Origin of the sequence: Ralstonia sp. 1138 (genome assembly GCF_040544795.1) — a bacterium.
In the GTDB taxonomy this organism is placed as follows: domain Bacteria; phylum Pseudomonadota; class Gammaproteobacteria; order Burkholderiales; family Burkholderiaceae; genus Ralstonia; species Ralstonia flatus.
On sequence record NZ_JBEPKQ010000003.1, the window covers coordinates 392,230 to 404,006 of the forward strand.

Here is an 11,777-nt window from a genome sequence, read left to right on the forward strand (position 1 = left end):
GGCTAGCGCCGCGCGCGGCCCGCGCGACGACGGCGCAGTTCAAGCTGCGTGCGTGCGCCCGACAGCGGCACACGGCGGAAGCGTTCACGGCGCTGTTCTTCATCAAAGAAGGCCAGCGACGGTTTGACCAGATCGCTGCGCGAGACAATGCCTACCAACGCGCGCGATTGCGAATCGGCCACCACAGGCAGCCGCTCGAGCCCATGCACCGCCAGCCGTGTGGCAACGATGCGGCAGGTCTCGCCAGGCAACGCCATCACGGGGGCGTTTGCGCCAAACAATTCGGCCACGGTGACGGCGCCGCGCGTCTGGCCCGCCAGCAGCGCCTCGCGGTCGAGCATGCCGATCAGCCTGCCATTCGGCGCGCCTTGCACCACCGGAAATGCGCGGTGCGCCTGCGTGGCGCCAAAGCGGTCCGCGAGTGTATCGGCCAGCGTGGCCTGTGCGTCGATGGTCTGCACCGAACGCGTCATCACCTCATCCACGGCGTGGCGCTCGAGCGGGTCGACCGCGTATTCGCGATAGATGTGGAAGCCGCGGCGCGCGATCTTCTCGGTCATGATCGAGCGCGGCATGGTCAGCACGACAAAACCGTAGGACACCGCGACCGCCAGCAAAATCGGCAGCAGCGCATTCACATCGTGCGTGAGCCCGAAGGCGAAGACGATGGCCGTGAGCGGGGCGCCCAGCACACCCGCCAGCATGGCGGCCATGCAGACGAGCGGCCACAGGCCCGGATCACCGCCCGGCAGCACAGGCCCGATAAGCACACCAAGACCAGCGCCCATCATCAGCAGCGGAGCGAGCACACCGCCCGACGTGCCCGAGCCCAGCGCGATCACCCAGATGATGGCCTTGACCACCAGCAGCGCCAGCGCCACGCGGATGGCGAGATGGTTGTGCAGCAGGTCGCCGATGACGTCGTAGCCGACGCCCAGGGCGCGCGGTTCGAAATAGCCGCCAATGCCCACCACCAGGCCGCCGATGGCCGGCCACCACATCCAGTGGATCGGCAGGCGGCCGAACAGGTCTTCGGTCTTGTACAGCGCCATCGACAGCGAGCGTGCCAGCGCGCCGCACAGCAACCCGGCGATCACGCACGAGCCCAGCGCAGGCAGCGTCGCGGGCGCGGTTTCCAGCGGGAAGAGGGGGCCGGGCTCCAGCACCAAAACACGGAGGAAGCCCGCCACCGCGCAGGCCACCGCCACGGGCAGCATGCTGCGCGGGCGCCATTCGAACAGCAGCAGTTCCACCGCCAGCAGCAAGGCGGCGACTGGCGTGCCGAATACGGCGGTCATGCCGGCCGTGGCACCGGCCACCAGCAGGGTCTTGCGCTCAGCCGCCGTCAGCTTGAAGAACTGCGCGAACAGCGAGCCGATCGCGCCGCCTGTCATGATGATCGGGCCTTCCGCGCCAAATGGCCCGCCGCTGCCGATCACGACACCCGACGACAGCGGCTTGAGCACCGCCACCTTCGGCGACATCTTGCTCTTGCCGAACAGAATCGCTTCGATGGCCTCGGGAATGCCGTGACCGCGGATCTTCTCCGAACCGAAGCGCGCCATCAGCCCGACGATGAGCCCGCCGATGAGCGGCACCGCAATCACCCAGGCGCCGAGCGTATTGGTGGCCGGCGAGCGGTCCGCCAGCGACAGCGTCTGGAAAAAGAACAGGTTGGTGAAGAAGCGGATCAGGTTGAGGAGCACCACCGCTGCCAGCGTGGCAATGGCTGCGATGACGACCGCAAGTGCAGTCGTGCGGAACAGCGTGGTGTCGGTCGCAAAGTCGCGCCGATGCGGCGAGTGTTCAAGGGTTGGCATGGCGTCACTGCTCGGCGGCGGGTTCGGCCGGTTGATCGAGGTGCGGAAGCTTGAAGGCGCGGCTGAAGGCCGACAGCTCGCTCTGGTGCAGCTCGGCCAGCAGCGCAACCAGGTGATCGCCCTTTCTGGAAAGATGCACTTCCACCTGGCGGGCGTCGGTATCGCTCGGGCGGCGCACGACCAGCCCGGCTTCTTCGCAACGCGTGACGAGCGCCGCCGTGCCGTGCGGCGCCGCCTGCAGGCGCTCGGCCAGTTCGCCAACGGTGGCCCATTCACGCCCGGCATAGCCTTTCACGTGCAGCAGCAATTGATACTGCAGCGGGGTGATGCCCTTGGCCTGGATCAGATCTTCGGACGCGCGCAGGAAGCGGCGCAGGTGGTAGCGGAAATTGGAGAGGTTCTCGAAATCCTGCTTGGACAAAGGGCGTGCGGAAGTGGACATGGCGCAAATAATGGGTTTGCGGTCGAATATATCACTATGTGACATATATTGGAAAGCCGACGGGCGCGCTGCACTGGCACCCCGGCGTGCGCCCCAATCAACATGCATTGTTGATTGACAATCAAGACTGTTTCGTCGACGGACGGGTTTTTCTGCAAAGGTGGAACCCGCACACTGCCATCCATGCTCATTACGCCGGTCGCGGGCGTGCCCTCTTAGCGCCTTTTGAACCGGTCAAAACCATGTCCCCCGCACTCGACAAACTGACACACGGCGGCTTCAGCATCGGCATCGAGTTGCCGCTCGACAACGATTGGTCCCCGGCCGGCGACGCGAAGCGCCTGCGTGACGGGCGCCGCCACGGTGTCCCTGATCTTGAACAGCACGCGACGCTCGCCAAGCTCGCCGATTCGCTCGGCTTTCGTGCCCTGTGGGTGCGCGATGTACCGGTGTACGACCCCGCATTCGGCGATGCCGCGCAGGTGTTCGAAGTGTTTTCGTACCTGGGCTATCTGGCCGGCATCACGCGCAACATCCTGCTCGGCACGGCCGCCGTGGTGCTGCCGTTGCGCGAGCCGCTGCTGACGCTCAAGTCGGCAGCGACGATTCAGGAACTGAGCGGCGGTCGTCTGTTGCTCGGCGTGGCCAGCGGTGACCGGCCTGTCGAATATCCGCTGTTCGGCCGCGACTTCGAGTCGCGCGGCGCCAGCTTCCGCGACCAGATCGCGCTATTGCGTGATGGTGCGCGCGGCAGCTTGCCGGCCGGCTTGGAAGTTCTTCCGGCCGTGCGCACGCCGGTTCCGCTGCTGGTGGCCGGCCTCGCGCAACAGACGCCGGCCTGGATCGGCGCGCACATGGACGGTTGCCTTGCCTATCCGGGCACGCCAGCCGACCACGCGCAACGCGCCGCCGCATGGCGTGCCGTTGCCGGCGACAAGCCCTACGTGAGCTTCATCCACCTCGATCTGGCGGATGACCCGCACGAACCGCTGCAACGTCATCGCTTTGGCGCACGCGCCGGGCGCATTGCATTGTCCGAAGAATTGGCGGCGATGCGCGAGGCCGGTGTGCAGCATATCGGGCTGCATTTCCGCCGAAATCGTCGCCCGCTTGCTGAAACGTTTGCGGAAATCGCGGCAGAGGTCCTGCCCGCTTTCCAACCCTCTGCTCTGGAGTACACCGCATGAACCCCACCCCCGCTTCCACCGAGCCCACGCGCGGCAGTGCCACGCTGCCGTTGCTCGCGCTTGCCGCCGGCGCCTTTGGCATCGGCACCACCGAGTTCTCGCCGATGGGCCTGCTGCCCGTGATCGCCGACGGCGTGCATGTATCGATTCCGCAGGCCGGCATGCTGATCAGCGCGTACGCCATCGGCGTGATGGTCGGTGCGCCGATCATGACGTTGCTGCTTGCACGGTGGCCGCGCCGCAAGGCGCTGATCGCGCTGATGAGCATCTTCACCATCGGCAACCTGCTCTCTGCTGTGGCGCCGGATTACACGACGCTGCTGCTCGCGCGGCTCGTCACCAGTCTCAACCACGGGGCGTTCTTCGGACTGGGCTCCGTGGTGGCCGCCAGCCTTGTGCCGCGCGAGAAGCAGGCCAGCGCCGTGGCCACGATGTTCATGGGCCTGACGATCGCCAACGTCGGCGGTGTGCCGGCCGCGACGTGGCTTGGCCAGATGATCGGCTGGCGTATGTCGTTTGCCGCCACGGCAAGCCTGGGTCTCATCGCCATCGCGGGCCTGTTCACCGCACTGCCGAAGGGCGATGCCGGCAAGATGCCCAACCTGCGCGCAGAGCTGGCCGTGTTGACACGTCCCGTTGTGCTCGGCGCGCTTGCCACCACAGTGCTTGGCGCCGGCGCGATGTTCACGCTCTACACGTACGTCGCCCCGACGCTCGCACAGCTGACCGGTGCTTCGCCGGCGTTTGTGACGGCCATGCTGGTGCTGATCGGCATCGGTTTTTCGATCGGCAACATTGCCGGCGGCCGCCTGGCCGATCGCTCGCTCGACGGCAGCCTGATCGGCTTCCTGGTGCTGTTGATCGTGACGATGCTCGCGTTTCCCGTGTTGGCCAAGACGCACGTCGGTGCCGCCGCCGCGTTGCTGGTATGGGGCATTGCCACGTTTGCAGTCGTGCCGCCGCTGCAGATGCGCGTGATGCGTGCCGCGGCTGAAGCGCCGGGCCTTGCGTCGTCGGTCAACGTGGGCGCGTTCAACCTCGGCAACGCGCTGGGCGCGGCAGCGGGCGGTGCGGCCATCTCCGCAGGCCTGGGCTATGCGGCAGTGCCGATTGTCGGCGCGGTGATCGCTGCGGCGGGCCTTGCGCTGGTGGGCCTGCACGTCGTGCAGCGCCGGGCGCGCCTGGCCATGAACCCCTGATTCGATTTTCCCTGGAGCACAAGATGAACAAGATTCCCGCTTTCGGCCTCGGTACGTTCCGCCTGAAGGGCCAGGTTGTCATCGACTCGGTTCGCAATGGCCTGGAACTCGGCTACCGCGCAATCGACACGGCACAGATCTACGGCAACGAAGCCGACGTGGGCGAAGCCATCGCAAGCTCCGGTCTGCGCCGCGAAGACCTCTTCCTCACCACCAAGATCTGGGTCGACAACTACGCCAAGGACAAGCTGGCGCCGAGCCTCGAAGACAGCCTCGCCAAACTGCGCACCGACTACGTCGACCTCACGCTGATCCACTGGCCTGCGCCCAACAACGGCGTGTCGCTCGAAGAATTCATGACTGCGTTGGCCGACGCCAAGGCCCGGGGTTTGACGCGCGAGATCGGCGTCTCGAACTTCAACATCGCGCTGACGCAACAGGCGATGGCGGTGGTCGGCAAAGACGCCATCGCCACCAACCAGATCGAGCTGAGCCCGTATCTGCAGAACCGCAAGCTCGTCGAATTCCTGCAGCGCGAGGGCATTCACGTCACGTCGTACATGACACTCGCCTACGGCAAGGTGCTGGGCGATCCGGTGATCGGCGCGATTGCACAGCGGCACGAGGCGACGCCGGCGCAGGTCGTGCTGGCCTGGGCGATGCAGCTGGGCTATTCGGTGATCCCGTCGTCGACCAAGCGTGAAAATCTTGCGAGCAACCTGCGCGCACAAACGCTGCAACTGACCGCCGACGACATGGCGCAGATCGCCGCGCTTGAGCGCAACGGCCGCGAGGTTTCACCGGACGGGCTGGCGCCGCACTGGGATTGAACATCGCTGCACCGACGCAATAGAAAAAGCCGCTCCGAAGAGCGGCTTTTTTCGCGTCGATCGAGCGCTTGGCCCGTGTTGCGTCAGTCGTCCAGTTGCGACAGGTCGCGCACTGCGCCCTTGTCCGCCGACATGACCAGCTTGGCGTACGCCTTGAGCGCGGCCGACACCTTGCGCGGACGCGGTTGCGCAGGCTTCCAGCCCTTGGCGTTCTGCTCTTCGCGGCGACGCGCGAGTTCTTCATCCGACACCAGCACGTTGATCGTGCGGTTGGGGATGTCGATGCGGATCCTGTCACCGTTGCGGACCAAGCCGATCGCGCCGCCCGCAGCCGCTTCCGGCGAGCAGTGACCAATCGACAGCCCTGACGTGCCGCCCGAGAAGCGGCCGTCCGTCAGCAGCGCACAGGCTTTGCCCAGGCCCTTGGACTTGATGTAGCTCGTCGGGTACAGCATTTCCTGCATGCCGGGGCCGCCCTTCGGCCCCTCGTAGCGCACGACCACCACGTCGCCGGCCTTGACCTTGTCGGCGAGGATGTTCTCGACCGCTTCGTCCTGCGATTCCGTCACATGCGCCGTGCCTTCGAACACGAGGATGCTCTCGTCCACACCCGCGGTCTTCACCACGCAGCCGTCCAGCGCGATGTTGCCCCTCAGCACGGCCAGGCCGCCTTCCTTGGAGAATGCATGTTCGTGCGAGCGGATGCAGCCCTCGGCGCGGTCCAGGTCCAGGCTCGGCCAGCGCGTGTTCTGGCTGAACGCGACCTGCGTCGGGATACCGGCCGGGCCGGCACGGTAGAACGTCTGCACGGCTTCATCCGACGTGCGGACGATGTCCCACTGGTCCAGCGCGTCCTTCATCGTGGGCGCGTGTACGGTGGGTGCGTCGGTGTGCAGCTTGCCGGCGCGGTCCAGCTCACCCAGGATGGCCATGATGCCACCGGCGCGGTGCACGTCTTCGATGTGGTACTTGTTCGTGTTCGGCGCGACCTTGCACAGCTGCGGCACGACGCGCGAAAGGCGGTCGATATCCGCCATGGTGAAGTCGATCTCGGCTTCCTGTGCGATGGCCAGCAGGTGCAGGATCGTGTTGGTCGAGCCGCCCATCGCGATGTCCAGCGTCATAGCGTTCTCAAATGCCTTGAAGCCGACCGAACGCGGCAGCACGCGCTCGTCTTCCTGCTCGTAGTACTGGCGGGCCAGTTCGACGATGCGGCGGCCGGCGCGCTTGAAGAGCTGTTCGCGGTCTGCGTGCGTGGCGACCACGGTGCCGTTGCCGGGCAGCGACAGGCCGAGCGCCTCGGTCAGGCAGTTCATCGAGTTGGCAGTGAACATGCCCGAGCACGAACCGCAGGTCGGGCAAGCCGAGCGTTCGACTTCGGCCACTTCCTCGTCGGAATACTTGCTGTCGGCCGCGATCACCATCGCGTCGATCAGGTCGAGCTTCTTGATCTCGATGGCCTTGGTGATGGGGTTGGCCAGGCGCGTCTTGCCTGCTTCCATCGGGCCGCCCGAGACGAAGATCACCGGAATGTTCAGGCGCATGGCGGCCATCAGCATGCCCGGGGTGATCTTGTCGCAGTTCGAGATGCACACCATGGCGTCGGCGCAGTGCGCGTTGACCATGTATTCGACCGAGTCGGCAATGATGTCGCGGCTGGGCAGCGAATACAGCATGCCGTCGTGGCCCATGGCGATGCCGTCATCCACGGCGATCGTGTTGAATTCCTTGGCAACCCCGCCTGCGGCTTCGATTTCACGCGCGACGAGCTGGCCCAGGTCTTTCAGGTGCACGTGGCCGGGAACGAACTGGGTGAACGAGTTGACCACCGCGATGATCGGCTTCTGGAAGTCTTCGTCTTTCATGCCGGTGGCGCGCCACAGCGAGCGTGCCCCCGCCATGTTGCGGCCGGCGGTGGAGGTTTTGGAACGGTATGCGGGCATTTTGGGTGCTGAAGAAAGTCGATGGTGGGGCGGGCCACGCGGATAAAGGCCCTCGCGCGCCCGTGCGATCAACCTCTTGAGCCGCGCCCGGGGCAAAACCGCCATTATCCCACGCCGCGCTGGGCGTGTTGCCGGCCGTCATCGCGTTGCCGAACGCCCAATGAAAAAGCCGCTTCTGCGTGAACAGAAGCGGCTTGAATTCTGGTGCCCGAGGCCGGAATCGAACCGGCACGCCTTGCGGCGGGGGATTTTGAGTCCCCTGCGTCTACCAATTTCACCACTCGGGCAGGTGCTGATGAGCCGGCAATTATGCCAGAAGTCCGGCCAGCCAAACAAGGCGGGCCGGAAGACGCTCAATCCGTCTGCTGGTTGTTCTGCTGCTCGAGCACGCGCAGCAGCGACGCCGTATCGTCATACCCCCAGCCGTTGGCGACCAGCGTATTGAGCTGCGAAGCCACCAGCTCCATCGCCGGCATTTGCAGGCCGAGTTCCTGGGCGATCTCGCGTACGAGGCCGAAATCCTTGTCGTGCAGGCGCGCTTCGATGCCGGCGGCAAAGTTGCGCTCCGCCATCTTGGGCCCTTCCAGATCGAGCATGCGGCTGCCGGCAAAGCCCGGGCCGATGGCGGCCAGCACGCGCGACGGATCGGTACCTTGCGCGCGTGCAAACAGCATGGCTTCGGCTATGCCCTGGATATTGATGACCTGCACGATCTGGTTGCACGCCTTGGCGACCTGGCCGGCCCCGTGATCGCCGACGTGCGTGATCGTCGTGCCCAGCAGTTGGAGCAGCGGCCGCACGCGTTCCAGCACATCGGCCTTGCCGCCGACCATGATCGACAGCGTGGCCTTTTGCGCCCCGGCAGTGCCGCCGGAGACCGGCGCATCCAGGAACTCCAGGCCCGCCGCTTCCAAATCGGCTGCGATCCGGCGTGTAGCCACAGCGGAGATCGTGCTGTGATCGATGCACACCGCACCACGCGGGGCGCCATGGATGACGCCGTCCGAGCCGAGCAGCACGCTTTCCACATCAGCCGTGGACGTCACGTTGGTGAAGATCACCTCCGCGTCGCGCGCCGCTTCGGCGGGGGTGTTGCAGGGCTCGGCGCCGAGGGAGCGGGCATTGTCGGCAGCCTCCGGACGGCGCACATAGGCGCGCACGGTGTGTCCGGCGGCAATCAGGTGCTGGACCATCGGCGTGCCCATGTTGCCGAGGCCGATGAAGGCAATGCGTGTCATGGCAAATCTCTGCGTGTTGCGTATTGATATCGAATTAGCGCGGGCCGGCGTATGCGAAACGGCCGTTCCTGATGATGCCCATCACGCGCGAACGTTGGTCGAAGCCTTGGTGATCCTGGGCATTCAGGTTCAGCACGCCGTTGGGCACGGTCAGATCGCGCGTCGTTTCCAGCGCGTCGCGCAGGGCGGCGCGGAAGGCGGGCGTGCCGGGCGTGGCGCCGCTCTTGAGCGCCCGCGCCGTGGCATTGTCGAGCAGCTGCCACGCGCCCCATGCATCGCCCGCGAACTGCGTGACGGTGTTGGCGCCGTACTTGGCTTCATAGCGATCGGCAAATTCCACGGCCACCTTGCGCACCGGGTGGCTGGCCGGCAACTCGCGCGCCACGACCACGGGGCCGGTCGGGAAGAGCGTGCCTTCCACGTCCTTGCCGCCCACCTTCAGGAATTCGGTGCTGGCGATGCCGTGCGTCTGATAGATGCGGCCCTTGTAGCCGCGCTCCACCAGCGTGCGTTGGGGCAGGGCGGCCGGGGTGCCGGCGCCGGCAATCAGGATGGCGTCGGGCTTGGCCGCCATCAGCTTGAGAATCTGCCCCGTCACGCTGGTATCCGTGCGCGCAAAGCGCTCGTTGGCCACCACGCGCAGCTTGCGCACGTCGGCCAGCTTCGAGAATTCACGCCACCAGCTCTCGCCATACGCATCCGTAAAGCCGATGAAGCCGACGGTGTGCACGCCGTTGTCCGCCATGTGCTGGGTGACGAGCGTGGCCATCTGCGAATCGTTCTGCGGCATCTTGAAGGCCCAGCGGCGCTTGGCGTCCTGCGGTTCGACGATGGAGGCCGAGGCGGCGAGCGTAACCATCGGCGTTTGCCCTTCGGCCACGGCATCGAGCGAGGCCAGTGCCGTCGGCACGATCGTCGGGCCAACGATGACATCGACCTTGTCTTCGGCAATCAGCTTGCGCACGTTGCGCACCGCCATCGACGGGTCGGATGCGTCGTCGAGCACGATGACCTGCGCGCGCTGGCCGCCGATGGTCGTCGGCCACATCTGCACGGTGTTCTTGCTGGGAATGCCGATGGCCGCCGCGGGGCCGGTGGTCGACAGCACCACGCCCACGCGGATGTCGGCGTGGGCGGGCAGGGCAAGTGCAGCAGCGCTGGCAAAGAGCGCCATGCCGCACAGCAGGCGACGTCGGGTCGTCATGAAATCTCCAGGAGGTTCGAGAGTTGCAGGTTGCTCATGGGATCAAAGCTCGTACGCTTCGTGATCGCCGGACATGAGTTGTTCGACCAGCTTGCGCGTGAGCGTCGGCGCAAACAGTTCGATGAAGGTGTAGACGAAGCCGCGCAGGTACGCCCCTTGTTTGACGCCCAGGTGCGTGACGTTGGTGCCGAACAGGTGTCCGGCCGGAATGGCGCGCAGGTTGCGGTCGCGCTCGGCATCGAACGCGACGCCGGCCACGATGCCCACGCCCAGGCCCACTTCCACGTACGTCTTGATGACGTCGGCATCGATGGCTTCGAGCACGATGTCGGGCTTGATCTGGCGCAGCTCGAACGCGTGGTCGATCTTGGGCCGGCCGGCAAAGTGGTGGTCGTACGTGATGATCGGGTAACCCTTCAGGTCGTCCAGTGTCAGGTGCTGGCGCGACAGAAGCGGGTGGTCAGGCGGCGTCACCACCACATGCTGCCACTGGTAGCCGGGGATCGAGATCAGATCCTTCACGTGCGACATGCCTTCAGTGGCGATGGCGATGTCGGCCTGGTCGTGCAGCACCATCTCGGCGATCTGCGCGGGCGTGCCCTGCTGAATGGAAAGGCGCACCTTGGGATATTTGCGCGTGAATTCGGCAATGGCCTTGGGCAGGGCGTAGCGCGCCTGCGTGTGCGTGGTCGCGATGGTGAAGTTGCCCTGGTCCTGTGCGGCGTAGTCCTTGCCGACGCGCTTGAGGGTTTCCACTTCTTCGAGCACGCGCTCGACGGAGGCGAGAATGCGCCGACCTGGCTCCGTGAGACCCCGGATGCGCTTGCCGTGCCGGGTGAAGATATCGACGCCCAGCTCCTCTTCCAGCTCGATGATGGCCTTGGAGACGCCGGGTTGTGATGTATAGAGCGCTTTTGCGGCCTCTGTCAGGTTGAATTTCTGCCGCACGGCTTCGCGCACGAAGCGGAATTGGTGGAGGTTCATGGCTGCGCGGTCAATAAGAAGAACGGGTGCGAACTGAACGCTACTTATAACCGACACCATATAAACAAACAATTTTTTATTGGTTTGGGATATGAGGCCAGTTCATTACGATGCTCGAACTTCGTGATAACACGCCCTCACTGTCCCTGCGCTATGACGCTTGCCTATACGATTTCCGGTCTGCTGGTCGGCCTCCTGGTCGGCCTGACGGGCGTTGGCGGCGGCTCGCTGATGACGCCGCTGCTGACGCTGATGTTCGGCTTTTCGCCGGCGACCGCCGTGGGCACGGACTTGGCATTCGCCTCGCTGACCAAGGGCGCCGGCACCATCGCGCATCGCAGCCATGGTCATGTCCGCTGGGACATCGTCAAGCGCCTCTGCCTGGGCAGCCTGCCCGCCGCGCTGGTGACGGTGATCGTGCTGAAGAGCGCCGGCAACCTCGACGCTGAATGGATGCACGTGATTCGCCTGACGATTGGCGTGTCGGTCATCCTGACCGTGATTTCGCTGTTGTTCCGCCAGCGCGTGCTGGGCTGGCTGGCCCGCAACCCGCGCTATCGCCTGCAGGGCACGGCACTGGCCGCAGCCACCGTTCTCGTTGGCGCGGTGCTGGGCGTGCTGGTGACGGTGTCGTCCATCGGTGCCGGTGCGGTGGGCGCGACGCTCATCCTGATCCTGTATCCCGAGTTGAAGAGCGCCGAAGTGGCCGGCACCGACATCGCCTATGCCGTGCCGCTGACCGCCGTGGCGGGCCTGGGCCACATGTACCTGGGCACCATCGACTGGAACCTGCTGGTGTCGCTGCTGGTGGGCTCCATCCCGGGTATCTGGCTGGGCGCGCGCCTGTCCAAGAATCTGCCGGAACGTCTGGTGCGCGGCGCGCTTGCCGCCACGCTGACGATCACGGCCATCAAGCTGGTGTCGTGATGC

The 11,777-nt window shown here is 65.6% G+C and carries 10 protein-coding genes and 1 tRNA gene; 4 read left to right on the top strand and 7 right to left on the bottom strand.

The features are described from left to right. Positions 1 to 2: 2 nt before the first annotated feature. Positions 3 to 1,820 (bottom strand): chloride channel protein, encoded by a 1,818-nt coding sequence (locus ABIC76_RS14715; protein ID WP_354534417.1) that lies wholly within the window; start codon positions 1,818 to 1,820, stop codon positions 3 to 5. A gap of 4 nt (positions 1,821 to 1,824) precedes the next feature. Continuing rightward, entirely contained in the window at positions 1,825 to 2,262 is a 438-nt protein-coding gene (locus ABIC76_RS14720) for a MarR family winged helix-turn-helix transcriptional regulator (RefSeq protein WP_354534418.1), read from the bottom strand. A 242-nt stretch (positions 2,263 to 2,504) separates the two neighbouring features. Here ABIC76_RS14720 and ABIC76_RS14725 point away from each other — a divergent pair, with 242 nt between their 5' ends. The 3 genes from ABIC76_RS14725 to dkgB are packed head-to-tail and all read left to right on the top strand — an operon-like array spanning position 2,505 to position 5,478. Next, positions 2,505 to 3,449, top strand: a complete 945-nt coding sequence (locus ABIC76_RS14725; RefSeq protein WP_354534719.1) for a TIGR03571 family LLM class oxidoreductase — start codon at positions 2,505 to 2,507, stop codon at positions 3,447 to 3,449. Continuing rightward, positions 3,446 to 4,648: an MFS transporter gene (locus ABIC76_RS14730; protein ID WP_354534419.1), complete on the top strand. Its 1,203-nt coding sequence runs from the start codon at positions 3,446 to 3,448 to the stop codon at positions 4,646 to 4,648. Before ABIC76_RS14725 ends, ABIC76_RS14730 begins: the two co-directional genes overlap by 4 nt. A gap of 23 nt (positions 4,649 to 4,671) precedes the next feature. After that, positions 4,672 to 5,478, top strand: coding sequence for a 2,5-didehydrogluconate reductase DkgB (dkgB, locus tag ABIC76_RS14735; protein ID WP_354534420.1), 807 nt, complete (start codon positions 4,672 to 4,674; stop codon positions 5,476 to 5,478). 83 nt (positions 5,479 to 5,561) lie between these two features. Here the strand turns inward: dkgB and ilvD are convergent, their stop codons facing one another. The 5 genes from ilvD to ABIC76_RS14760 form a co-directional block, all read right to left on the bottom strand. Further along, positions 5,562 to 7,421 carry a dihydroxy-acid dehydratase gene (gene ilvD, locus ABIC76_RS14740; RefSeq protein ID WP_102066636.1) on the bottom strand — a complete coding sequence of 620 codons (1,860 nt, stop codon included), beginning with the start codon at positions 7,419 to 7,421 and terminating at the stop codon, positions 5,562 to 5,564. A 202-nt stretch (positions 7,422 to 7,623) separates the two neighbouring features. Next, a tRNA-Leu gene (locus ABIC76_RS14745) sits at positions 7,624 to 7,708 on the bottom strand. Between the two features lie 66 nt (positions 7,709 to 7,774). After that, entirely contained in the window at positions 7,775 to 8,659 is an 885-nt protein-coding gene (locus ABIC76_RS14750) for an NAD(P)-dependent oxidoreductase (protein ID WP_354534421.1), read from the bottom strand. A gap of 34 nt (positions 8,660 to 8,693) precedes the next feature. Then, positions 8,694 to 9,863, bottom strand: a complete 1,170-nt coding sequence (locus ABIC76_RS14755) for an ABC transporter substrate-binding protein (protein WP_354534422.1) — start codon at positions 9,861 to 9,863, stop codon at positions 8,694 to 8,696. A 42-nt stretch (positions 9,864 to 9,905) separates the two neighbouring features. Further along, the gene (locus tag ABIC76_RS14760; protein ID WP_012762606.1) at positions 9,906 to 10,847 is read right to left on the bottom strand and encodes a CysB family HTH-type transcriptional regulator; all 942 of its coding nucleotides are present in this window, start codon (positions 10,845 to 10,847) and stop codon (positions 9,906 to 9,908) included. A gap of 153 nt (positions 10,848 to 11,000) precedes the next feature. Between ABIC76_RS14760 and ABIC76_RS14765 the strand changes: the two genes are divergently transcribed. Beyond that, on the top strand, positions 11,001 to 11,774 hold the full coding sequence (locus ABIC76_RS14765; protein ID WP_102066633.1) for a sulfite exporter TauE/SafE family protein: 774 nt from the start codon (positions 11,001 to 11,003) through the stop codon (positions 11,772 to 11,774). Positions 11,775 to 11,777 lie beyond the last annotated feature (3 nt).

What these genes read in the sequence shown, in the direction of transcription:
- ABIC76_RS14755 (WP_354534422.1), bottom strand. Translation starts at nt 9,863, where the DNA reads ATGACGACCCGACGTCGCCTGCTGTGCGGCATGGCGCTCTTTGCCAGC.
- ilvD (WP_102066636.1), bottom strand. Translation starts at nt 7,421, where the DNA reads ATGCCCGCATACCGTTCCAAAACCTCCACCGCCGGCCGCAACATGGCG.
- ABIC76_RS14750 (WP_354534421.1), bottom strand. Translation starts at nt 8,659, where the DNA reads ATGACACGCATTGCCTTCATCGGCCTCGGCAACATGGGCACGCCGATG.
- ABIC76_RS14760 (WP_012762606.1), bottom strand. Translation starts at nt 10,847, where the DNA reads ATGAACCTCCACCAATTCCGCTTCGTGCGCGAAGCCGTGCGGCAGAAA.
- ABIC76_RS14725 (WP_354534719.1), top strand. Translation starts at nt 2,505, where the DNA reads ATGTCCCCCGCACTCGACAAACTGACACACGGCGGCTTCAGCATCGGC.
- ABIC76_RS14765 (WP_102066633.1), top strand. Translation starts at nt 11,001, where the DNA reads ATGACGCTTGCCTATACGATTTCCGGTCTGCTGGTCGGCCTCCTGGTC.
- ABIC76_RS14715 (WP_354534417.1), bottom strand. Translation starts at nt 1,820, where the DNA reads ATGCCAACCCTTGAACACTCGCCGCATCGGCGCGACTTTGCGACCGAC.
- dkgB (WP_354534420.1), top strand. Translation starts at nt 4,672, where the DNA reads ATGAACAAGATTCCCGCTTTCGGCCTCGGTACGTTCCGCCTGAAGGGC.
- ABIC76_RS14730 (WP_354534419.1), top strand. Translation starts at nt 3,446, where the DNA reads ATGAACCCCACCCCCGCTTCCACCGAGCCCACGCGCGGCAGTGCCACG.
- ABIC76_RS14720 (WP_354534418.1), bottom strand. Translation starts at nt 2,262, where the DNA reads ATGTCCACTTCCGCACGCCCTTTGTCCAAGCAGGATTTCGAGAACCTC.